Here is a 22,558-nt window from a genome sequence, read left to right as displayed (position 1 = left end):
CCCCATGCACGAAGACGCGGAAGCGAGAGCGGCGTTCGGTGCATCTGACGCAGCGAAGGCCACGTTCGCCGCACCCGAGCCGGACCTCGTGCACCGGGTCAATGTCGGGGACTCGTTGACGCGGACCGCTGCGGCGCGGGCGGGGCGGCTCGCGGTCGTGGACGGGGAGCGGCGGTGGAGCTACGCGGAGTTCAACGCGTGGGTCAACCGGCTCGCGCACGGATTGGCCGGCCGGGGGTACGCCCGGGGCGACGCGCTCGGGCTCGCCTCCGGCAACAGCGCGGAGTTCCTCGCCGTCTACTACGCGTGCGCGAAGCTCGGCGTGGTCTGTGTGCCGATCAACCTCGGCTGGCGCCCGGACGAGGTGGCCTACGTGCTCGGGCACTCCGGTGCCCGGGGCATCGTCGTGGAGACCCAGCTCGTCGCGGCGATGAGCGAGGCGATCACGCAGGCGTCCGATGTGGCCGACGTGATGGTGGCCCCGGGGACCGGCGCGCCGTACGCCGCCGAACCCGCCGACCGGCACTGGGTCACGCTCGACATGCTGGCGTCCGAGGTGGACACCGAACCGGAGTGCGTCGTCGGCGACCGGGACGCGCTGAGCTACCTCTACACGTCCGGCACCACCTCGTTCCCCAAGGGCGTGGTGGGCAGCCACCTGGGGATCTACCTGGAGTCGATGTCGAGCGCGCTCGACTCGGGGTGGAACGCCGCCGACCGGTTCGTGGCGATGATGCCGATGTTCCACACCGCGCAGCTCAACGCGTTCTGCACGCCGGCGGTGCTGGTCGGGGCGACCATCCACGTGCTGCGCGGATTCGACCCGGCGGTGCTGCTGGACCTGATCGAGCGCGAGCGGATCACCCAGGTGTTCGGGCTGCCGATGATGTACCGGGCGATGCTCGACCACCCGTCGTTCGCCGGTCGGGACCTCTCCAGCCTCAAGCGTGCGGTCTACGCCATGGCCCCGATGCCCGACGAGCTGATCCGCCGCGCGCTCGACGGGTTCGGGTGCGACTTCGCGCTCCTGTTCGGACAGACCGAGATGAGCCCGGTGACCACGCTGTTCCGCCCCGAGCACCAGCTGAGCCACATCGGCGCGGTCGGCACCCCGATCACCGGCGTTCAGGTCGCGATCATGGGCCCGGACGGGGAGCTGCTGCCCACCGGTGAGCAGGGCGAGATCGTCTACCGCGGGCCGAGCACGATGAACGGCTACCTGCACAACCCCGAGGCCACCGCGGAGGCGTTCGCGCACGGCTGGTTCCACTCCGGCGATGTCGGAAGCTTCGACGACGACGGCGTGCTGTGGTTCGCCGACCGCTACAAGGACGTCATCAAGACCGGCGGGGAGAACGTCGCCTCCATCGAGGTGGAGAAGGCCGTCTACGCCGCGGACGAACGGGTCGGCGAGGTGGTCGTGGTCGGGCTGCCGCACGAGCGGTGGAGCGAGGCGATCACCGCCGTCGTCGTGCCCAAGCCGGGCGAGACCCTCGACGAGGCCGAGCTGACCGCGAAGCTCAAGGCGCGTCTCGACGGCTACAAGGTCCCCAAGTCCGTCATCATCACCGACGAACTGCCCCGCACCTCCACCGGCAAGATCCAGAAGAACGTCGTGCGCGAGCGGCACGCGACCCACTACGAAGGCTGACGATGCCCGTCCTGAGATCGACCGTCGACACGTCGAACGAGACCTTCCAGGCCAACCGCGCCGCCCAGCTCGCCGTGCTCGACCAGCTGAACGAGCAGTTGGAGCTGGCCATCGCCGGTGGCGGGGAGCGCTACGCCCGGCGCCACCGCGATCGCGGCCGGCTGCTCGTGCGTGAGCGCATCGAGCTGCTGCTCGACCCGGACAGCCCGTTCCTGGAGCTGTCGAGCCTGGCCGCGTGGGGCACCGAGTTCACCGTCGGCGCCACCGTGGTCACCGGGATCGGCGTGGTGTCCGGTGTGGAGTGCATGGTCATCGGGCACGACCCGACGGTCCGCGGCGGCGCGATGAACCCGTACTCGCTGCGCAAGACGCTGCGCGCCTTGGAGATCGCGCGGGTCAACCGGCTGCCGGTGGTCAACCTGGTGGAGTCCGGTGGGGCCGACCTGCCCACCCAGGCCGACCTGTTCGTGCCGGCCGGGCGGATCTTCCACGAGCTCACCGAGCTGTCGGCGCTGGCGATCCCGACCGTCGCGCTGGTGTTCGGCAACTCCACCGCCGGTGGGGCGTACGTCCCCGGCATGTGCGACTACGCGGTGCTGGTGGACAAGCAGGCCAAGGTGTTCCTCGGCGGCCCGCCGCTGGTCAAGATGGCCACCGGCGAGGACGCCGACGACGAGGCGCTCGGCGGCGCCGAGATGCACAGCAGAGTCTCCGGGCTGTCCGACCACTTCGCCGTCGACGAGTACGACGCCATCCGGATCGGCCGCGAGATCATGGCCCGGATCAACTGGCGCAAGCTCGGCCCGGTCCCGGCTCCGGATCCGGCGCCGCCCCGTTACGACCCCGACGAGATCCTCGGCATCGTCTCCTCCGACATCAAGGTGCCCTTCGACCCGCGCGAGATCCTCGCCCGCACCGTCGACGGCTCGGAGTTCGACGAGTACAAGCCGCTCTACGGCACCTCGCTGGTCACCGGGTGGGCCCGGATCCACGGTTATCCGGTCGGAGTGCTGGCCAATCACCGCGGCGTGCTGTTCAGCGAGGAGGCCAAGAAAGCCAGCGAGTTCATCCTGCTGGCCAACCAGACCGACACCCCGTTGATCTTCCTGCAGAACACCACCGGATACATGGTCGGCACCAGCTACGAGCAGGGCGGGATCATCAAGGACGGCGCCAAGATGATCAACGCGGTGACCAACAGCGCGGTCCCGCACCTGACCGTCAACATGGCGTCGTCGTTCGGCGCGGGCAACTACGGCATGTCCGGGCGGGCCTACGACCCGCGGTTGATGTTCGCCTGGCCCGGGGCCAAGCTCGCGGTCATGGGAGCGGCGCAGCTCGCCGGGGTGATGTCGATCGTCGGGCGGGCGTCGGCGGCGTCGCAGGGACGCCCGTTCGACGAGGACGCGGACGCGAAGCGCACCGCCGCCATCGAGAGGCAGATCGAGGCCGAGTCGCACGCGTTCTACGTGACCGCGCGGCTCTACGACGACGGGATCATCGATCCGCGCGACACCCGCACCGTGCTCGGCATGTCGCTGTCCGCCGTGCACTCCAACACCGTCGCCGGCCGCCGTGGCTTCGGCGTCTTCCGGATGTGAGCTCGATGATCCAGAAACTGCTGATCGCCAACCGCGGCGAGATCGCCGCCCGGGTCATGCGCACCGCGCACGCGCTCGGGATCGCCACCGTGGCCGTGTTCTCCGACCCGGATGCCGACGCCCCGTTCGTCGCGCTCGCCGACGAGGCGGTCCGGCTGCCGGGCGCCGCGCCCGCCGACACCTACCTGCGCACCGATCTGATCATCTCCGCGGCCCGGGCCGCCGGCGCCGACGCGGTCCACCCCGGCTACGGGTTCCTGTCGGAGAACGCCGGGTTCGCCCGGGCCTGCGCCGACGCCGGCCTGATCTTCGTCGGCCCGCCGCCGGAGGCCATCGCCGCGATGGGCTCCAAGCTGGAGGCCAAGGCGCTGATGGAGGCGGCCGGGGTCCCGGTGCTGCCCGGTGCCACCGTGACCGAGGAGACCGATCTCGCCGCCGTGGCCGCGCGGATCGGCTTCCCGCTGCTGGTCAAGGCGGCGTTCGGCGGTGGCGGGCGCGGGATGCGGGTGGTCCGGGGGCCGGCCGATCTCGCCGATGCCGTCGAGGGCGCCCGTCGCGAGGCCGCGTCGGCCTTCGGCGACGGCACGGTGTTCCTGGAGCGCTTCGTCGTCGACCCCCGCCACGTCGAGGTGCAGATCTTCGGCGACGCGCACGGCAGCGTGGTGCACCTGTTCGAGCGCGAGTGCTCGATCCAGCGGCGCTACCAGAAGATCGTCGAGGAGGCGCCGTCGCCGGCCGTCGACGACGCACTGCGCGCCGAGCTGGGTGCGGCCGCGGTGGCCGCGGGCAAGGCGATCGGCTACGTCGGGGCGGGCACCGTCGAGTTCGTGCTCACCGACTCGGGCGAGTTCTTCTTCCTCGAGGTGAACACCCGGCTCCAGGTCGAGCACCCGGTCACCGAGCTCGTCACCGGGCTCGATCTCGTCGAGCTGCAGCTGCGGGTGGCCGAGGGCGAGCCGCTGCCGCCCGCCGTGCTGGACGCGCGCATCGACGGGCACGCGATCGAGGTGCGGCTCTACGCCGAGGACGTCCCGGCCGGGTTCCTGCCGGCGACCGGCACCCTGCACCGGTTCGCGGTTCCGCCGGGCCCGGGCGTCCGGGTCGACGCCGGCGTCGTCGACGGCTCGGTGGTCGGCACGCACTACGACCCGATGCTGGCCAAGGTGATCGCGCACGGCGCCACTCGCGCCGACGCGGCGCGGCGGCTCGCCAGAGCACTGCAGCAGGCCCGGATCCATGGCGTCACGACCAACCGCGATCTGCTGGCCGGCATCCTGCGTGAGCAGGAGTTCCTCGCCGGCCGCACCGACACCGGCTACCTGGCCCGGCACGACCCGGCTGCCCTCGGCGCACCCCCCGGCGACGCGGTGGCCGCGCTGGCCGCGGCCGCCGCGCTCGCCGGACAGGCCGGGAACCGGGCCGCCGCGACGGTGCTGGCCACGCTGCCCTCGGGCTGGCGCAACGTCGGCGGCGCCCCGCAGCGGGTGAGCTACACGCTCGGCGGGCGCGCGGTCGAGGTCGCCTACCGGTACACCCGCGACGGCGTCACGGTGACCGTCGACGGCGAGCCCCTCACCGGTGTCCGGGTGCTCGCCGCGGCACCCACCGAAGTGGACCTGGAGATCGGCGGAGTCCGCCGGACCTTCTTCGTGCACCGCGCCGGGGATACGTCCTACGTGGACAGCCCGATCGGGTCCGCAGCGCTGGTGACGGTGCCGCGGTTCGCCGACCCGTCGGCCGCGCAGCACGCCGGTTCGCTGCTCGCACCGATGCCGGGCGGCGTCGTCCGGGTGCTCGCCGAACCGGGGGACACCGTCGCCGCGGGCCGGCCGCTGATCGTTCTGGAGGCGATGAAGATGGAGCACACCATCACCGCGCCCGCCGACGGTACGGTCACCGAGGTGCACGTCGTCCGCGGCGACCAGGTCGACACCGGGCAGGTGCTGGCCGTCGTCGAAGCGACGGAGGAGGCCGGGGCATGAACATCGCGACCCTGCTCCGGAGGGCGGCCGCCGACCACGCGGGCCAGGTCGCGCTGCGGCTCGACGACGAGGAGATCGGCTACGCGCACTTCGCCGAGCTCGGCGGCCGGTTCGCGGCCTTCCTTCTCGCCCAGGGCCTGCGCCCCGGCGACCGGGTCGCGTTCTACCTGCCCAACCAGCTCGAGTACCTGCCCGGGCTGCTCGGCACCTGGCAGGCCGGAGGGGTCGGCGTCCCGCTGAACTACCTGTTCCCCGAGGCCGCGTTGCGCCACGCCGTCGCCGACTCCGGCGCGACGCACCTCGTCGCGCTGCCCGGCGACGTCGCCCGGCTGTGCACGGTGCTCGACGGCCTGCCGGTCGCCGAGCGCATCCTCACGACCGGGCCGGGCGGCGGGTTCGCCGCGGCCGTCGCGGCGCGCCAGCCGGTGCACCGCGTCGAGCCGCGGCTGGACCGCGACGACGCGCTGCTGATGTACACCTCGGGATCGACCGGGGTGCCCAAGGGCGTCCGGCAGACCCACCGCAACATCACCGCCCAGGTCGAGGGCGTGATCGACCTCTACGACCTCACGGCCGCGGACCACGTCCTGAACTGCATGCCGCTGTTCCACGTCGGCGGCCTGCAGCTGGCGAGCCTGCCGGTGCTGCTGCGCGGCGGGCAGATCACGTTCATGGCGAGATGGGATCCGCTGGCCTGGCTCGAAAGGGCGACGAAGCTGCGGCCCACGTACGGCGGCCTCATCTCCACGATGATGATCGACGTCGGGAATCGCACCGTCGGCGCGCCGGTCGTGCTCGACTCGTTCCGGATCTGCATGTTCGGCGGGTCCCGGACGCCGAACGCGGCGATCGAGCGGCTCGCGGCCGGCACCGGGATCGTCGGCACCGAGATCTACGGCCAGACCGAGCAGAGCGGGCTCGTCGTCTCCTACCGGCCGGGCGAGCCGCGCCGGCCGAACTCGATGGGCCGGGCGATGGAGCAGGTGGTGCAGACCCGGCTCGTCCCGCCGTCCGGAGGCCCGGACCTGGAACCGGGGTCCGGCGAGGTCGGCGAGCTGTGGGTCCGCGGCGACGCGGTGACCCCCGGCTACTGGAACCGCCCGGAGCTGCACGACGAGAAGTGGGTCGACGGCTGGTTCCGCACCGGCGACCTCATGTCGCGCGACGCCGACGGCTACCTCTACTACGTCGACCGGATCGACGACATGATCGTCTCGGGCGGGGAGAACATCTTCCCGCAGATGGTCGAGGAGCACCTGGCGAACTGCCCGGACCTGGCCGAGGTCGCGGTGATCGGCACCCCGCACGAGCGCTGGGTCGAGCAGGTCACCGCCGTCGTCGTGGCGAGCCGCGACGGCGTCACCGCCGACGACGTCGCCGCCTACTGCGCGACCGACCCCAACCTGTCCGGCATGCACCGGCCGCGTCGCATCGAGATCGTCGACGCCCTGCCGCGCACCGGCAGCGGCAAGCTGAACCGGCCCGAGCTGCGCAGGATGTTCCGGTGAGTCCGGTGACGTACGAGGTCGACGAGGGGATCGCCTGGCTGACGATCAACCGCCCGGAGGCGCGCAACGCGTTGAGCAAGGCGGTCCGCGACGGGCTCTGGGACGGCGTCCGGCGCTTCAACGACGACACCGGCGCCGAGGTCCTCGTCCTCACCGGCGCCGGGGACAAGGCGTTCTGTGCCGGTGGCGACCTCAAGGAGATGGCCGAGACCGCGCTCGAGGTCCCGCCCCCGGACTTCCTGCCGCAGATCGGCCGCAACATCGAGGTGCCCAAGCCGACCATCGCCGCGGTCAACGGGGTCGCGTTCGCCGGCGGCTTCCTGCTCGCCCAGCAGTGCGACCTGGTCGTCGCCGCGGACCACGCCACCTTCGCGATCTCGGAGGTGAAGGTCGGTCGCGGGGCGCCGTGGGCCGCGCCGCTGTCGTGGCTGGTGCCGCCGCGGATCGCCCTGCAGATCCTGCTGACCGGCGACCCGATCAGCGCCCGGCGGGCCCACGAGATCGGGCTGGTCAACGACGTCGTGCAGGCGCCGGACCTGCGTGACCACGTGCAGTCGCTGGCCCGGCGGATCGCGGTCAACGCGCCGCTGTCGGTGCGCGCGGCCAAGCAGACCGCGTACCTGTCCGCGCGCTACCCGCGCGAAGCGGCCTACGACCGCGCCGAGGAGATCTGGGAGCCGGTGTACCTGTCCGAGGACGCCCAGGAGGGCCCGGCCGCGTTCCGGGAGAAGCGCACGCCGGTGTGGAAGGGACGGTAGGGATGCCCGTAACTCGCGACTTCATGGATGCGCTGGCCGACGACCTCGCGGCGGAGTCCGCGGCGTTGCGTGCGCTGCTCGCCGGCCTCGACGAGGACGACTGGCGCCGCGACACCCCGGCGGCGGGCTGGACCATCGCGGACCAGGTCTCCCACCTCGCCCACTTCGACGACGTCGCCGTGCAGTCGGCCACCGACCCGGAGGCGTTCCGCACCGAGCTGGAGAAGGCGGTCGCGGCGGGCGGGATCGACCCCGACCAGATCGCCGAGCGCTACCGGGAGCTGACCGGCATGCAGCTGCTCGCGTGGTTCGACGACGCCCGGGCCCGGCTCATCCGGGATTTCCGCGGGCTGGACCCGTCGCTGCGGGTGCCGTGGTTCGGACCGGCGATGAGCGCCGCGTCGTCGCTGACCGCGCGGATCATGGAGACCTGGGCGCACGGCCAGGACGTGGCCGACACCGTGGGTGTGCAGCGCGAACCCACCGACCGGCTGCGCCACGTCGCGCACATCGGCGTCGGCGCCCGGCCGTTCAGCTACGCCGTGAACGGGAAGGACGCCCCGACCGCGCCGGTCCGGGTCGAACTGACCGCGCCCAGCGGCGCCGTGTGGACGTGGGGCCCCGAGGATGCCGCCGACCGGGTCACCGGCCCGGCGCTGGACTTCTGCCTCGCCGTCACCCAGCGTCGGCACCGCGACGACACCGCGCTGCAGATCACCGGCCCGGCGGCGGCGGAGTGGATGTCGATCGCCCAGGCGTTCGCCGGGACCGCCGGCACCGGCCGGAAGCCGGGGCAGTTCTCCGGGAGCGACGCATGAGGCGGCCCGTGCGCATCGGCAACTGCTCGGGCTTCTACGGCGACCGGCTCGCCGCCGCGAAGGAGATGGTCTCCGGCGGCCCGATCGACGTCCTGACCGGCGACTACCTCGCCGAGCTGACCATGCTCATCCTGGCCAAGGCACAGGCCAAGGACCCGGCAGCCGGGTACGCGAAGACCTTCCTCACCCAGCTCGAGCAGGTGCTCGGGACCTGCCTGGACCGCGGGATCAGGGTCGTCGCCAACGCCGGCGGGCTGAATCCGGCCGGGCTGGCCGCGGCGGTCCGCGACCTGGCGGACCGGCTCGGGCTCGGCGTCCGGGTCGCGCACGTGGAGGGCGACGACCTGCGCGGCAACCTGTCCGCGATCACCCCGCCCGTCGGCGAGGCGAAGCCGGTGTCGGCCAACGCCTACCTCGGCGGCTGGGGGATCGCGGAGGCGCTGGGCGCGGGCGCCGACGTCGTGGTCACCGGGCGGGTCACCGACGCGTCGCTGGTCGTCGGGCCGGCGGCGTGGTGGCACGGCTGGAACCCCTCGGACTGGGACCGGCTCGCGGGCGCGGTCGTCGCCGGGCACGTCATCGAGTGCGGCCCGCAGGCCACCGGCGGCAACTACGCGTTCCTGCACGAGGTCACCGACCGGCGCTACCCGGGCTTCCCGATCGCCGAGGTGGCCGCCGACGGCTCGTCGGTCATCACCAAGCACGACGGCACCGGCGGGCTGGTCTCGGTCGGCACGGTGACCGCGCAGCTGCTCTACGAGATCGCCGAACCGGCGTACCTGGGCCCGGACGTCACCGCGCATTTCGACACCGTCGACCTCGCGCAGGAGGGCCCGGACCGGGTGCGGATCTCCGGCGTGCAGGGCAGCCCGCCGCCGGAGACGCTCAAGGTCGCGCTCAACGACGTCGGCGGCTTCCGGAACACGATGACGCTCGTGCTGACTGGGCTGGACATCGAGGAGAAGGCCGCCTGGGCCGAGCAGCAGCTGTTCGACGTGCTCGGCGGCCGGGAGCGGTTCGCCGAGGTCGACGTCCGGTTGTTGCGCTTCGACCGGCCCGACGCGCCGTCCAACGAGCAGGCCACCGCGCACCTGCGGATCACGGTCAAGGATCCCGACCCGCGCAAGGTCGGCCGGGCGTTCTCGAACGCGACGATGGAGCTCGCGCTGGCCGGCTACCCGGGCTTCCACACCACGACCCCGCCGTCGGCGGAGTCGGCCTACGGGGTCTACCGGCCCGCCGCCGTCCCACGCGACGCGGTGCAGCACGTCGTCGTCCTGCCCGACGGCGAGCGCCGCACCATCCCCGACCCGGCGACTACGTCGCCCGTGCGCGGAAATAGTCGCCCGAGCGACTCTTTCCGCGCACAGGCGCCGACGAAGTCGGCGCCGTTAGGTGCGGTGTGCGGGGCGCGGTCCGGAGACAAGGGCGGCAACGCCAACATCGGCCTGTGGACCCGCGACGACGCCGGCTACGCCTGGGCGCGGGAGTACCTGACCGTGGAGCGGCTGCGTGAGCTGCTCGGCCCGGAGGCCGCCGGGTGCGAGATCGAGCGGTTCGAGCTGCCGAACCTGCGGGCGCTCAACGTCGTGGTGCGCGGGATCCTCGGGGAGGGCGTCGCGTCGTCGGTCCGGCCGGACCCGCAGGCCAAGGGTCTGGGGGAGTACCTGCGCAGCCGCGTCGTGGACGTTCCGATCTCCCTGCTCCCGGGATAGGGTGCCCAATACGGTCTGAACCAGACCGTATGCCCGAGACGCCGACGAGGGAGTGCCGCGGTGGAGCTGCATCAGCTGCGGTACTTCGTCGCGGTCGCCGAGGAACGCAGCTTCACCCGCGCCGCGGCCCGGCTGTTCCTCTCCCAGCCGTCACTGTCGGTGCAGATCCGCAAGCTCGAGCAGGACGTCGGAGCCCGGCTGTTCGAGCGCACCGGACGGCACGTCGTGCTCACCGCCGCCGGGGCCGCGCTGCTCGAACACGCCGTCCGGGCCCTCGATGAGGTCGAACGGGGCCGGCACCGCGTCGGCGAGGTGACCGGCCTGCGCGGCGGCAGCGTCTCGGTCGGTGTGCTGCCCAGCGTGGGCGCGCACCTGCTGCCCGACGTCGTCGCGGCCTTCCGGGAGGCGCATCCCGGCGTCACCGTGCAGGTCGTCGAGCACGACGTGTCCCGCGAGTTCGAGCAGATGGTCCAGTCGGGCGAGCTGGACGTGGCGCTGACCCGGCTGCCCACCTCGCTCGCCGGGCTCGGCTCCGAGACGATCGTCCGCGAGCCGATCGTGCTGCTCGTGCCGCCGGAGCACCCGCTGCGCCGCAGCGACGGGGTCTGGCTGCGCGACCTGGCCGGCGAGGCGTTCGTCGGGATGCGCCCCGGCTACGGACTGCGCGACCTCGCCGACGCGCTCTGCGCCGACGCCGGGTTCCGGCCCCGGCACGCGCTGGAGACCGGGCAGCTCTCGATCGTGCACGGCATGGTGCGTGCCGGGATGGGCGTGGCCCTGCTGCCGCGCCTCGCGGTCGGCGGTGAGCAGGGCACGGTGGCGGTGCGCGATGCCGCCGCCGTCCGCGAGCTGGGCGTGGTCTGGCGGGAGAGCGCGCTGGAGTCCCCGCCCGTCGCGGCGTTCCTGGCGATCCTGCGGCGCACCGCCTGCCGCTGATCGGCGCGCGGTCAGAGCCGGTGGACCGTACCGTCCCCGGACGTCCGGTCCCCGTCCCAGCGCTGCACCGCCTCGGTGTCGACGTCGAGCAGGTCCAGCGCCCGCCCCACCGTGTGGTCGACGATGTCCGCGACGCTGGCCGGCCGGGTGTAGAAGGCCGGCACCGGGGGCATCACGATCGCTCCCGACGCCGTCACGTCGGCCATCAGCCGGATGTGCCCGGCGTGCAGCGGCGTCTCGCGCAGCAGCAGCACCAGCCGCCGCCGCTCCTTGAGCACCACGTCCGCCGCGCGCACCACGAGCGACTCGTCGTAGCTCGACGCGATGCCCGACAGCGTCTTGACGCTGCACGGCGCGACCAGCATCCCCGCCGTCCGGAACGACCCACTGGAGATCGGCGCGCCGAGGTCGTTGTCGGAGTGCACGACGTCGGCCAGCGCACGGACCTCCGCGACGCTGCGGTCGGTCTCGTAGCCGATCGTGGCCCGGGCCGCCTTGGTCATCACCAGATGGGTCTCGACGTCCGGCTGCTCGCGCAGCAACTCCAGCGCCCGGATGCCGTAGACGGCCCCGGACGCCCCGGTCAGCGCGACGATGATCCGGGGCACGTCCTACAGCCCCAGCTCGGCGAGGTGTGCGCGAACCCGTTCGGGTTCGGCCGGGACGACCCGCATCTGCCGGTACTTCTCGCGGTCGGCGGCGGGCACCGTCGCGTCGACACCCAGCTTGGCGGTGAGCGCGCCGGTCGCCGACGGGTCGAGGCTGCTGCCCTTGGCGTTCGGGACCACCAGCAGGTCGCGGTCGGCCTGCACCCGGGTGGCCACCGCCCAGCCGATCTGCTCGTCGTCGAGCACGTCGACGTCGTCGTCGACCACCGTCACGTGCTTGATCGTCGCGGCGGTGAGGAAGAGGGTGAGCATGGCGGTGGTCGCCGCGCCCGGTGCCGGGTTGCGCAGCGCGACGATCGCGGACAACCGGCACGAGCCCGACTCGGGCAGCCGCAGCCCGGCCACGTCGAGCCCCGCCCGGCGCAGCGCCCGCAAGCACATCGCCTCCCGGGGCAGCCCGCCGGCGTAGAAGTGCTCCCGGCCGCCGGACAGGATCGTCTGGAACACCGCGTCGTCGCGGTGCCAGCCGTCGAGCAGCTCGATCACCGGCGCCGGCCCGCCCGGGCCGTAGGTCCGCGGGTACTCTCCGAACGGACCCTCGGCCTCGCGCCGCCCGGCGCGGAACCGGCCCTCGAGCACGAACTCCGCCCCCGCCGGGACCAGCGCGTCCACCGTCGGCGCGGCCACCACCGGCAGTGCCTCCGGCGCGAGCGCGCCGGCCACCTCGAGATCGTCCAGCGCCCGGTCGGCGGGGGACTGGCTGGCCAGCACCAGCACCGGGTGCACCCCGAGGACCAGCGCGACGTCCAGGTCGCGGCCGGCCGCCTCGGCCTCGGTGAAGATCGCGCGCAGCCGCCCGGGCAGCAGCAGCGCCCGCAGCTCCCGCTCACCGGCGGCGAGCAGCCGGTTGATCGACAGGTTCATCCGCCCGCTCGCCGGGTCGCGCACCGCGAGCAGCGCCGAGGTCAGGTACATCCCGCCGTCGCGGGAGTGCTGCCGGGTGAGCGGCAGCGCGGAGAGCAGCCGCTCACCGGTCATCCGGTTCGCGAAGACCGGGGCGTCCGCCTGCTCGACCTGCTTGCACGGACGGGGGGCGTCGAGCGCCGCGGCGAACCGGTCGGCGACCTCGTGCGGGTCGCAGCCCAGCGCCAGCCCGAGGTGCTCGCGCCCCAGGACGGTGTTGCCGACCAGCGGGAACTCCGCGCCGGCGACGTGATCGAAGCGCACGGCCCGGCGACCGTCGGCACGTTCCAGAACCGCGGCCACGTCCTGGTCGGGCTCGATCGTGGCGCTCAGCCGGGCCAGCTCGCCGCGGCCGTCGAGCAGGTCGAGCCAGGACCGGAGGTCAGTGCTCACACGAACACCCCGCCGCCGTCGACGACGACCGTCTGCCCGGTGACGAAACCGCTGGACGGCGACGCGAGCCACAGCACGGCACCGACCAGGTCGTCGGGAGCCATCTCCCGGCCCAGCGCGCGCCCCTTGGCGGCCATCGCGATGTAGTCGCCGGTGTTGAGCGTCCGGCTCGCGTCGTCGCTGACCAGGCCCGGGGCGACGCCGTTGACCGTGATGGAGTCCGGGCCCAGCTCGCGGGCCGCGGCCCGGGTCAGCCCGTCGACGGCGGCCTTGGACGCGACGTAGTGCGCGAACCCGGGCGCGCCCATTCGCGCCACCGTCGAGGAGATGTTGACGATCCGGCCGCCGCCGCCCGCGCGCATCGCCGGGGTGACGGCCTTGATGGCCTGCCAGGTGCCGCGCACGTTGACGGTGAGCACCAGGTCCCACTCGTCGTTGGTCAGTTCGGTGAGGTGCTTCTTGCCGCCCAGCCCGTGGTAGACGGCGGCGTTGTTGACCAGCGCGTCGAGCCGGCCGAACTCGCCGGTCGCCGTGGCGACGACGCGCTCCCAGTCGGCGTCGGAGGTGACGTCGGCGGCCACGAACACCACCCGGCCGGCGCCGGCGGCGCTGGCCTTCTCCGCCAGGGCGGTACCGGCGTCGGTCGCGGCGGCGACGTCGGTGGCGACCACGTTCGCACCGGCCGCGGCGAACGCGCTGACGTACTCACCGCCGATCCCGCCGCCGGCCCCGGTGACGATGACGGTCTGGCCGGTGAGTCCCTCGGAGGTCATGGAATTCCTTTCCTGCACGTCGTGCCTGGTCGAGCCGGTCATGCCTGCTGAGCGGCGGTGGCGGTGGTGGATTCGGGTTCGGGGCCGGGCTGGGCGGCCGCGTCGGCGTCGGGGCGCTCGAGCGCACCCCGGGTCTCCGGGGACAGCGCGGCCCCGATCAGGAAGATCGCGACGCAGCCCAGCAGGAACACCGCCAGCCGGCTGGGGATGTCGGCGACCGTGGGGCTGGCCGCCGTGACGAACGTCGTGGACAGGCCGCCGAGGGCGAACCCGCCGTTCCACACCACCGCCGTCGCGGTCGCCCGCAGCCGGGTCGGGAAGCGTTCGTTGAGGTAGATCGGCACCGCGGCGTAGGACGCGTTGGCCAGCACGGTGAGCAGCAGGCCGTAGCCGAGCAGCGGGCCGGTGTCGGTCGGGCCGAGGCCGGCCATCGCCGCCACCAGCAGCGGCAGCGCGACCAGGTTGACCCCGCCCACGGCCAGGAAGACCCGTCGGCGGCCGAAGCACTCGGACAGGTGCCCCACCAGCAGCGCCACCGGCAGGATCGCCAGGCTCATCCACACCAGGAGCAGACCCCGCGAGCCGGCCGGCACCTCGTTGACCGAGCCGAGGAAGGTCGGCAGGAACCCCGAGGTCAGGTAGTACTGCGCGCCCGCGCCGACGACCAGCCCGAGACTGGTCAGCAGCACGACCCGGCGGCCGGGCGCCCACAGGTCCCGGGCCCGCGCGGCCTGCTGCGGAGTCGCCTTGTGAGCCGCCGCGGCCCACAGCGGCGACTCCTCGATGAAGCGGAACAGCACCAGGCTGAACGCCGACGCCAGCAGGCCGGCGAAGAACATGACCCGCCAGCCCCACTCGGTGAACGCCGGTCCGGGGAAGGCCGCCGACACCGCGAGGAACACCAGCGAGGCGATGACCGCGCCGAGCCCGGCGCCGCCGCCGCTGATCAGGCCGGAGACCAGCCCGCGCCAGCGCTGCGGGACGGTCTCGGTGCCGAGAGTGTGCGTCGAGGCGACCACGCCGCCCACGAGCAGGCCCTGCACCAGGCGCAGCGCCACGAACAGCACCGGCGCGAGCATCCCGATCGTGTCGTGCGTGGGCAGCGCGCCCATCAGCGCGGTGGCCAGGCCGACCCCGGTGATCGTCACGATCATGCTGCGCCGCCGGCCCAGCCGGTCGGCGTAGCGGCCGAACACCGCCCCGCCGAGCGGCCGCATCACCAGGCTCACACCGAACGACGCGTACGTGGCGGCCAACTGCAGGGTGGCGCTCTCCGCCGGGAAGAACAGCGGGCCGATCGTCGAGGCCACGTAGAGCAGGATGAACAGGTCGAACAGGTCGAACGCGAAACCGACGGTCGACGCGCTGCCTGCGGTGATCATCTGCCGCCGGGTGGGCCGGAGAGGGCCCGCTGCCGCCCCTGCGCTCACCAGGTCACCGGGAGCGTGCGCACCCCGAGGTGGCGGCCGCCGCCCTCGAGCGGGTCGGTCCGCTCGACGGTGCCGTCGACCCGGAAACCGGGGATGCGGCGCAGCACGGTCTCGACCGCCAGCTTCGTCTCCAGCTTGGCCAGCGCCATGCCGGGGCAGGTGTGAATGCCCGCACCGAACGCGAGATGCCGGTTGGGGCGACGGTCGATGACGATCTCGTCGGCCCGGTCGAACACCTCGGGGTCGCGGTTGGCCGAGGCGAACAGCAGCAGCACCCGCTCACCGGCCTTCATGTCCATCCCGCGCAGGCAGGTGTCCTTGGTGAGCTGACGCGGGAACCAGTGCAGCGGTGTCTCGTAGCGCAGGATCTCGTCGATCATCGACGGCACCAGCTTCGGCTCGTCGATGAGCCGCTGCTGCACCTCGGGGTGTTCGGCGAGGTAGAGCAGGGTGTTGCTCAACCCGAGCGCGGTCGAGTCGTGCCCCGCGTAGGTCAGGATGAACATCATGTTCGCGAGCTCTTCGTCGCTCGCGTGCAGCTCCTGGTTGGCCTCGAGCAGACCGGTGATGAAGTCCTCGCGCGGCTCGGCGCGGCGCTCGTCGAACAGCGAGATCCAGTAGGCGCAGACCCGGTCGATGATCTCGCGGCCCCGCGGCCCCGACGCGTGCTCCAGGAACTCCAGCGAGTAGGAGCGGATGTGCGCGCTCTGCTCCGCGTCCAGGTCGTAGAGCTGGGTGATGACGTCGAGCGGGAGCGGCGTGGACAGCTCGTCGACGAGCTCGGCACGGCCCCGGTCGATGAACGCGTCGACCAGCCGGTCGACGGTGGCCTGGATCTTCGGATCCATCGCCTTGGCCGCGGCGCCGCTGGTCAGCGGGGCGATCAGGGCGCGGAACCCGGCGTGCTCCGGCGGGTCGTGGTCGATCGGCGGGAACCGGCTGTCGGACACGGCGGGGACGTAGACCCCGCCGGTCGAGGAGTACGTCTCGTGGTCCATCGCCACGGCGCGGACGTCGTCGTAGCGCGACACCGCCCAGTACCCGCCGTACTTCTCGCTGTGCGCAACCGGACACTGCGAGCGCAGGTCCGCGTACAACTCGTAGGCGCGGTCGGGGGACAGATCCGGGGAGTGCGGATCGAACTCCAGGGGCTTCTCGACCGTGGTCGGCTCGCTGTCGGGCACCGGTGCCCTCACCTCCGTCGACGCGTGTTGTCGCGCCTGAGTCTGTGAGGTGGCTCGCTATCGGTCGATCGTCAACTGACTATGCCTGCGATAGCCGGCTCAGGTCTCCAGCTCGGGTTCCTCGACCGGCACGGAGCGCAGCTGCTCGGCGACGTCCGCCGGATCCGCCTCCAGCGGCGCCTCGCCCGGGACCGCGACGATCAGGTCCTCCAGATCCTCGGCGACGTCGCCGGGATCGGCCTCGATCGGTATCTCGGTGAGATCGTCGGGAAGATCGTCGAGCTCGTCGTCCTCGGCGTCGAGCACGGCGGGCAGCTTCTGCTCGAGCACGTCATCGTCAGGATCTTCGATCCCCATGTCCAGCGCTCCTTCCCAGTTCCGTGACGGGGGTGCCCCCGTCCGTCCGGGCTACACCTGCGGTGTGTCAGCCCACGTGCACCGCGGGCCGGCGCCGCGGATCCGGTTCGGCCTCGCGGAGGATCTCCCGGGTGACCGGGGCGACCTCGCCGGCCCCGGTGAACAGGTAACGCAGCAGGTGGAACACCGGGTTTCCCTCGGTCCAGTCGAAGTAGATGTGCGGCGGGACGCCGGTCATGTCCCGGATGTGCAGCAGGAGCGCGGCGATCGCGTTGGGCACCGCCGGGCCGGACACCCGCAGCACGCGGTAGGGCCCGCGTCGCTCGCCGTGCACATGCAGCTCGGACTCGAACTCCGACGGGTCGGTGATGTCCACCTCGACCAGCAGCACCTTGTCCGGGTCGGGGAGGTGATGCCCGGCGCGCTCCTCGTCGAGTTTCTTCCGGTACTCGTCGTGGTCGGTCTCGCCTTCGCCGCGGGCGTGCGGTTCGTGCGCGATCAGCCGGATCGGCCCGGAGGCCAGCTCCCGGATGAACTCCTCGGCCGTCTCGTCGAGGTGCACCGCGGTGATCCGCAGCTCGAACGCGCGGATCGCGCGCGACAGGAACGACACCGCGATGATGCCGGCGATGAAGCAGGAGGCGATCTGCACGCCCTCCGGTCGTTCGATGATGTTGACGATCGTCGTGTAGATGAAGATTGCGGAGATGACCGCGAAGGCGGCGGCGGCCCGGCGCCGTCCGCGCCGCCGGGCGGACAGGGTCACCGCGATCGCCGCCGAGGTGATGAGCACCAGCACCCCGGTCGCGTACGCGCCGCCCTGCGCGTCGACGTCGGCGTCGAACAGGATCGTGATCAGGAATCCGATCGCGGTGAACACGAGCACCAGCGGGCGGACGGCCTGCGCCCAGTGCGGCGCCATCCCGTATCGCGGCAGGTACCGCGGCACCAGGTTGAGCAGGCCGGCCATCGCCGAGGCGCCGGCGAACCACAGGATGGCCATCGTGCTCACGTCGTAGACGGTGCCGAAGGCGTTGCCGAGGTGTTCGTGTGCGAGGTAGGCCAGCGCCCGGCCGTTGGCCGCCCCGCCGGGCTGGAACTCCGGTGCCGGGATGAGCAGCGTCGTGATCAGGCTGCTGGTGATCAGGAAGGCGCTCATGATCAGCGCCGCGGTGGTGAGCAGCTTGCGGGCGCCGCGGATGCGCCCACGCGGGCGCTCCTCGGTGTCGTCCGGATCGCCGTCGATCAGCGGCATCACCGCGACGCCGGTCTCGAAACCGGACAGACCCAGCGCGAGCTTCGGGAACACGATCAGGGCGACCGCGACCATCAGCCAGGGGTTCGGGTACTGCGACACCAGCAGCCGCGTCCAGTCGAAGAACACCCCCGGCGCGGTGGCGATGTTCCACAGGCCGTCCACCACCACGACGCAGTTGAGCGCGAGGTAGCTGCCGACGAGGAGCACCGCGATGGTGATGGCCTCGGTGAACCCGGCGAGGAACACCGCACCGAGTGCCGCCAGCAGCAGCAGCGTGATGCCCACGTTGTGGCCGTGCAGCGCCCGCGGGACCAGCGGGTTCTCCACCAGGTGCGCGGTGGCGTCGGCCGCCGACAGAGTCATCGTGATCATGAAGTCGGTCGCGGCGAAACCGAGCAGCGCCAGAACGAAGAGCTTGCCCTTCCAGAACGGCAGCAGCCGCTCCAGCATGGCGATCGACCCCTCGCCGTGCGGGCTCTCCACTGCCACCCGCCGATACACCGGCAGTGCGCCGAACAGCGTGACCAGAACCAGGATGATCGTCGCCAGCGGGGACAGCAGCCCGGCGGCCAGCGCCGCGATCCCAGGCTGGTAACCCAGCGTCGAGAAGTAGTCGACCCCGGTCAGGCACATCACCTTCCACCAGGGATGGCGGGGATGCTCCGGCGGTGGCTGGGCGTGCGGGCCCTGTCGTCGCCCGGCCCGGTCGGTCAGGCCTTGCAGCAGCCAGTCACCGAGTCGGTGCTTCAGCTCATCGGCAGGTCGTGTGGTGGTCGCCACAGTCCCATCGTCCCCTCCGGGGCTGTTCGGTGGCCATCCGGGGACGTCGGCTGGGAGAGTGCTGTGCGACGCCTGAGGAGGCTCACGGATGACCGGCACGACACGGGTGGACACCGGACGGGCCGGTCGCCCGGACCCGGGCTGCTGCCTACCGGGTGCCGGGGCCGCCCCGGCGGTTGTCCGGATGCTCCGGCGGGCGCCGCTCACCGTCGGGTCGGTGCCGTTGTTGTGGGTCATCGGGGCGGTCACCGGCAGCCTCTGGCGGGGGCCGTCGCGCGAGCTGCGCGCCGCGATCGGCGCCGGCCCCGGACCGCTGCGCGACGGGCACTGGTGGAGCCTGTTCACCTCGGCGACGTGGTGCCCCGGTCTCGCCTCCTACGTGGTGAACAGCATCGCGATCGTCGCGTTGCTCCCGGTCGCCGAGCGCCGGCTGGGCAGCCTGCGCACCGCCGGGCTGCTCGGGGTGGTGCAGGTCGTCGGCACGCTCGCCGGGCTCGGGCTGGTCGCGCTCATCACGATCGGCGGCGGTCGCTGGGCCGACCATCTGCAGGTCGCGGTCGCGGTCGGGCCCGGCGCCGCGCTGGTGGGCACCCTGCTCGCCGCGAGCGCCGGGTTGGCCGCGCTGTGGCGGCGCCGGCTGCGGCTGGTGCTGCTTGCCGTGCTCGCCATGCTCGCGCTCTACTCCGGGCTGCTGGGCGACGTGCTGCGCCTCGCCGCCGGGGTGTTCGGCCTGGTCCTGGGGATGCTGACGCTGGGCCGGCTGCGCCCGGGCGGACGCCGCGACCAGGTGATCGGCACGCCGTCCCGGCCGGAGGCGCGCGTGCTGGTGGCGTTGCTGGTGGCCGCGTCGGCGCTGGGCCCGCTCATCGCCGCGTGGGCGCAGACCCGGGTCGGCCCGCTGTCGGTGCTGCGGTTCGTGTTCGCCTCGCCACCGCCCGACGCGCTGACCGTCGAGCAGATCTGCGCCGGCGCCGGCACCGATCGCGGCGCCCTGCGCGAGTGCGCCGAGCTGCAGGCGCGGCTGCGGCTGTCCGGGCTCGGGCCCGGGCTGATGTCGGCGATGCCGGTGGTGCTGCTGCTCATTGCCGCCGAAGGGCTGCGCCGCGGCCGCCGGGCGGCGTGGCTCGCGGCGTTCGGGCTCAACCTCGGCCTGGCCGCGCTGGGCCTCGCGCTGGCCGCGCACACCGCGTCGGTCCCGATGGAGCAGCGGATCATCCTCGGCGCCGTGGTGCACCTGCACGCCTGGTTGCTGCTGGCGCTGCCCGCGCTGCAACCGCTGCTGGTCGCCGTGGTGCTCGTCGCCGCCCGCGGCCGGTTCGACGTGCGCGCCCCCGTCGGCACCTACCGGGCCTGGGCCCGCGTCGCCGCCGGCGCCCTCGCCGGCGTCTCGGTGCTGTTCGTCGGCGGCAGCCTGCTGGTCGCCCACGGCTACGACCGGCCGCCGGGGCTGCTCATGCTGCTCGGTGACCTGCCGGTCCGCTTCCTGCCGCCGGTCTACCTGGGCGAGGTCGAGCCCACGTTCCTGCCGGTCTCCGGCGTCGCCACCATTCTGTACGAGTGGACCGGCCTGGTGTTCTGGATCGTCGTCGGGGCCGGTGCGCTGGTCAGCTTCACCCGCAGCCGGCTGCGGGACCCGGAACCGGACCAGCGGCGGGTCCGGGAGTTGCTCGAGGACACGAGCGGCTCGTCGCTGTCGTTCATGACGACCTGGCCGGGGCACACCTACTGGTTCACCCCCGACGGCGCCGCGGTCGTCGCCTACCGCGTCATCGGCGGTGTCGCGGTGACCACCGGGGACCCGGTCGGTAAGCCGGCCGCCCGCGAGCGCGCGGTGCGCGGGTTCGTCGAGCACTGTCACGCCCACGGCTGGACGCCGTGCCTGTACAGCGTGGGCGCCGAGGTCGAGGCCATCGCGCGGGGCCTGGGCTGGAGCACGGTGCAGGTCGCCGAGGAGACCGTGCTGCCGCTGCCCGGGCTGGCCTTCACCGGCAAGAAGTGGCAGGACGTGCGGACCGCGCTGAACAAGGCCGAGAAGGCCGGCATGGTCGCCGAGTGGTGCAGCTACCGGACCGCGCCGCTCGCCGTCACCGACCAGATCCGGGCCCTCTCCGAGGAATGGGTGGCCGACAAGGGCCTGCCCGAGATGGGCTTCACCCTCGGCGGCCTCGAGGAGCTCGACGACGACGAGGTGCGGCTGCTCATCGCCGTCGACGCCGACCGCACGGTGCACGGCGTCACCAGCTGGCTGCCGGTCCGCTGCGACGGCGAGATCGTCGGCTGGACCCTGGACTTCATGCGCCGCCGCTCCGACGGCTTCAAGGGCGTGATGGAGTTCCTCATCGCCTCCGCGGCATTGCGCTGCAAGGACGAGGGCGTCGAGTTCCTGTCGCTGTCCGGCGCGCCGCTGGCCCGCCTCGACCGCGGCGAGCCCATCGGCGGGCTGCAGAAGCTGCTCGACGCGGCCGGCCGGCGGCTCGAGCCGGTGTACGGCTTCCGCTCGCTCCTGGCGTTCAAGGCGAAGTTCCAGCCGGTGTACCGCCCGCTGTACATGGCCTACCCCGACCCGACCGCGTTGCCCGCGATCGGCAACGCCATCGGCCGGGCGTACCTGCCGCGCCTGTCGGCCCGGCAGGCCACCCGCCTCGCCCGCGCCGTGCTGCGCTGAGCCCGGCGAACGCCGCGAGGATCACGGCACACCGGCCCCGCGGCGCAGCATCCTGCGGATCAACGGCAGCCCCAGCAGCACCGCGATCACCGTGTACACCATGATCGACAGCGGCGTGCTCACCAGGGTCGTCACGTCCCCGTCGGCGATCTGCAGCGCCCGGCGCAGCTGCAGCTCCGCGTCCGGGCCGAGGATCACCCCGAGGATCGCGGGCAGCACCGGCAGCCCGTAGCGGCGCATCAGGAACCCGATCGCCCCGATGATCAGCAGCACGATCAGGTCGATCGGCTGGCCGCTGACCGCGTAGGCCCCGATGCAGGCGAAGAACAGGATGCCGGCGTACAGGTAGGGCCGGGGGACCCGCAGCAGCTTCGCCCACACCGGCGCCAGTGGCAGGTTGAGCACCAGCAACAGCACCAGACCGATGAACAGGCTCGCGATCAGCGTCCAGACCAGCTCGGACTCGCGCGCGAACAGCAGCGGCCCGGGCTGGATGCCGAACTGCTGGAACGCGGCCAGCAGCACCGCGGCGATCGCCGTCGTCGGCAGCCCCAGGGTCAGCATCGAGGTCAGCGTCCCCGCCGACGAGGCGCTGGCCGCCGACTCCGGACCGGCGAGACCCTCGATCGCGCCCGAGCCGAACTCGTCGCGCCGCTTCGACAACCGCCGCTCCAGCACGTAGGACAGGAACGTCGGGATCTCCGCGCCACCGGCCGGGATCGCGCCGAACCCGAAACCGATGAACGGGCCGCGCAGCCACGGCTTCCAGGTGCGCTGCAGGTCCCCGCGGTCCAGCCACGGCCGGCCCACGGGGATCACCTGCTGGGCACCGCGGCGCAGATGCGCGGCCACCCACAGCGCCTCGCCGACCGCGAACAGCCCGACCGCGACGATCACCACGTCGATGCCGTCGGCCAGCTGCGGGACGCCGAACGTGAGCCGCTGCGCGCCGGTGAGCGGGTCCAGCCCGACCAGGCCGATGGCCAGCCCGATCGCCAACGCGGCGAACCCGCGGACCCGGGACCGGCCGAGCACCGAGGTGACCGCGACGAACGCGAGCACCATCACGGCGAAGTAGTCCCGCCACGGGCGCGGGCGCACATATGTCACGAACGGCACTTTCGCTCGATAGGTTTGAACGAAAGTGCCGTTCGTGACAAACAGGGGAGGGCTGGAGG

General features: G+C 72.7%; 16 protein-coding genes and 1 pseudogene. 9 read left to right on the top strand and 8 right to left on the bottom strand.

What is annotated here, in order from left to right; translation table 11 throughout:
* Window positions 1–4 precede the first annotated feature (4 nt).
* From HF526_RS26140 to HF526_RS26105, 8 genes are read left to right on the top strand one after another with little or no spacing between them, the layout of a single operon-like run.
* The gene (locus HF526_RS26140) at window positions 5–1,651 is read left to right on the top strand and encodes an AMP-binding protein (protein ID WP_169384226.1); all 1,647 of its coding nucleotides are present in this window, start codon (window positions 5–7) and stop codon (window positions 1,649–1,651) included.
* A gap of 2 nt (window positions 1,652–1,653) precedes the next feature.
* Complete coding sequence (locus tag HF526_RS26135; RefSeq protein ID WP_169384225.1) at window positions 1,654–3,252, top strand: acyl-CoA carboxylase subunit beta; 1,599 nt, start codon at window positions 1,654–1,656, stop codon at window positions 3,250–3,252.
* Between the two features lie 5 nt (window positions 3,253–3,257).
* Window positions 3,258–5,234 (top strand): ATP-binding protein, encoded by a 1,977-nt coding sequence (locus HF526_RS26130; protein ID WP_169384224.1) that lies wholly within the window; start codon window positions 3,258–3,260, stop codon window positions 5,232–5,234.
* Window positions 5,231–6,742, top strand: a complete 1,512-nt coding sequence (locus HF526_RS26125) for a class I adenylate-forming enzyme family protein (protein WP_169384223.1) — start codon at window positions 5,231–5,233, stop codon at window positions 6,740–6,742. The genes HF526_RS26130 and HF526_RS26125 overlap by 4 nt, the downstream gene beginning before the upstream one ends.
* Complete coding sequence (locus HF526_RS26120; protein ID WP_169384222.1) at window positions 6,739–7,500, top strand: enoyl-CoA hydratase-related protein; 762 nt, start codon at window positions 6,739–6,741, stop codon at window positions 7,498–7,500. The genes HF526_RS26125 and HF526_RS26120 overlap by 4 nt, the downstream gene beginning before the upstream one ends.
* A 2-nt stretch (window positions 7,501–7,502) precedes the next feature.
* Window positions 7,503–8,318, top strand: a complete 816-nt coding sequence (locus HF526_RS26115) for a TIGR03084 family metal-binding protein (RefSeq protein ID WP_169384221.1) — start codon at window positions 7,503–7,505, stop codon at window positions 8,316–8,318.
* Window positions 8,315–10,033 carry an acyclic terpene utilization AtuA family protein gene (locus HF526_RS26110; protein ID WP_169384220.1) on the top strand — a complete coding sequence of 573 codons (1,719 nt, stop codon included), beginning with the start codon at window positions 8,315–8,317 and terminating at the stop codon, window positions 10,031–10,033. The genes HF526_RS26115 and HF526_RS26110 overlap by 4 nt, the downstream gene beginning before the upstream one ends.
* A gap of 60 nt (window positions 10,034–10,093) precedes the next feature.
* Window positions 10,094–10,969 carry a LysR substrate-binding domain-containing protein gene (locus tag HF526_RS26105; protein ID WP_169384219.1) on the top strand — a complete coding sequence of 292 codons (876 nt, stop codon included), beginning with the start codon at window positions 10,094–10,096 and terminating at the stop codon, window positions 10,967–10,969.
* Window positions 10,970–10,980: 11 nt separating this feature from the next.
* Here HF526_RS26105 and HF526_RS26100 read toward each other — a convergent pair whose 3' ends face one another.
* The 7 genes from HF526_RS26100 to HF526_RS35750 all read right to left on the bottom strand — a co-directional run bounded on the left by HF526_RS26100 (window position 10,981) and on the right by HF526_RS35750 (window position 18,715).
* Entirely contained in the window at window positions 10,981–11,577 is a 597-nt protein-coding gene (locus tag HF526_RS26100) for a UbiX family flavin prenyltransferase (RefSeq protein ID WP_169384218.1), read from the bottom strand.
* A gap of 3 nt (window positions 11,578–11,580) precedes the next feature.
* On the bottom strand, window positions 11,581–12,933 hold the full coding sequence (locus tag HF526_RS26095) for a UbiD family decarboxylase (protein WP_169384217.1): 1,353 nt from the start codon (window positions 12,931–12,933) through the stop codon (window positions 11,581–11,583).
* Window positions 12,930–13,706, bottom strand: a complete 777-nt coding sequence (locus tag HF526_RS26090) for an SDR family NAD(P)-dependent oxidoreductase (RefSeq protein WP_169384216.1) — start codon at window positions 13,704–13,706, stop codon at window positions 12,930–12,932. The genes HF526_RS26095 and HF526_RS26090 overlap by 4 nt, the downstream gene beginning before the upstream one ends.
* Before the next feature lie 38 nt (window positions 13,707–13,744).
* Entirely contained in the window at window positions 13,745–15,088 is a 1,344-nt protein-coding gene (locus HF526_RS26085) for an MFS transporter (RefSeq protein ID WP_169384215.1), read from the bottom strand.
* Between the two features lie 44 nt (window positions 15,089–15,132).
* On the bottom strand, window positions 15,133–16,320 hold the full coding sequence (locus HF526_RS26080) for a cytochrome P450 (RefSeq protein WP_338051755.1): 1,188 nt from the start codon (window positions 16,318–16,320) through the stop codon (window positions 15,133–15,135).
* A 99-nt stretch (window positions 16,321–16,419) separates the two neighbouring features.
* Window positions 16,420–16,677 carry a hypothetical protein gene (locus tag HF526_RS26075; RefSeq protein WP_169384214.1) on the bottom strand — a complete coding sequence of 86 codons (258 nt, stop codon included), beginning with the start codon at window positions 16,675–16,677 and terminating at the stop codon, window positions 16,420–16,422.
* 67 nt (window positions 16,678–16,744) lie between these two features.
* Window positions 16,745–18,715 carry an APC family permease gene (locus HF526_RS35750; RefSeq protein ID WP_338051754.1) on the bottom strand — a complete coding sequence of 657 codons (1,971 nt, stop codon included), beginning with the start codon at window positions 18,713–18,715 and terminating at the stop codon, window positions 16,745–16,747.
* Between the two features lie 88 nt (window positions 18,716–18,803).
* Here HF526_RS35750 and HF526_RS26065 point away from each other — a divergent pair, with 88 nt between their 5' ends.
* Window positions 18,804–21,380, top strand: a complete 2,577-nt coding sequence (locus HF526_RS26065; protein ID WP_211177814.1) for a bifunctional lysylphosphatidylglycerol flippase/synthetase MprF — start codon at window positions 18,804–18,806, stop codon at window positions 21,378–21,380.
* Window positions 21,381–21,401: 21 nt separating this feature from the next.
* Here the strand turns inward: HF526_RS26065 and HF526_RS26060 are convergent.
* Window positions 21,402–22,460, bottom strand: a pseudogene (locus tag HF526_RS26060) (tripartite tricarboxylate transporter permease); the annotation flags it as partial.
* Window positions 22,461–22,558: the final 98 nt, after the last annotated feature.

It is taken from the genome of Pseudonocardia acidicola, assembly GCF_012911935.1.
In the GTDB taxonomy this organism is placed as follows: Bacteria; Actinomycetota; Actinomycetes; order Mycobacteriales; family Pseudonocardiaceae; genus Pseudonocardia; species Pseudonocardia acidicola.
Note: the sequence above shows the minus strand (reverse complement) of the source record. Positions and strands in the feature narration are given on the sequence as shown.

Coding starts and splice junctions, on each gene's coding strand:
- HF526_RS26125 (WP_169384223.1), top strand. CDS start 5,231: ATGAACATCGCGACCCTGCTCCGGAGGGCGGCCGCCGACCACGCGGGC.
- HF526_RS26135 (WP_169384225.1), top strand. CDS start 1,654: ATGCCCGTCCTGAGATCGACCGTCGACACGTCGAACGAGACCTTCCAG.
- HF526_RS26130 (WP_169384224.1), top strand. CDS start 3,258: ATGATCCAGAAACTGCTGATCGCCAACCGCGGCGAGATCGCCGCCCGG.
- HF526_RS26115 (WP_169384221.1), top strand. CDS start 7,503: ATGCCCGTAACTCGCGACTTCATGGATGCGCTGGCCGACGACCTCGCG.
- HF526_RS26090 (WP_169384216.1), bottom strand. CDS start 13,706: ATGACCTCCGAGGGACTCACCGGCCAGACCGTCATCGTCACCGGGGCC.
- HF526_RS26140 (WP_169384226.1), top strand. CDS start 5: ATGCACGAAGACGCGGAAGCGAGAGCGGCGTTCGGTGCATCTGACGCA.
- HF526_RS26085 (WP_169384215.1), bottom strand. CDS start 15,088: ATGATCACCGCAGGCAGCGCGTCGACCGTCGGTTTCGCGTTCGACCTG.
- HF526_RS26075 (WP_169384214.1), bottom strand. CDS start 16,677: ATGGGGATCGAAGATCCTGACGATGACGTGCTCGAGCAGAAGCTGCCC.
- HF526_RS26065 (WP_211177814.1), top strand. CDS start 18,804: ATGACCGGCACGACACGGGTGGACACCGGACGGGCCGGTCGCCCGGAC.
- HF526_RS26110 (WP_169384220.1), top strand. CDS start 8,315: ATGAGGCGGCCCGTGCGCATCGGCAACTGCTCGGGCTTCTACGGCGAC.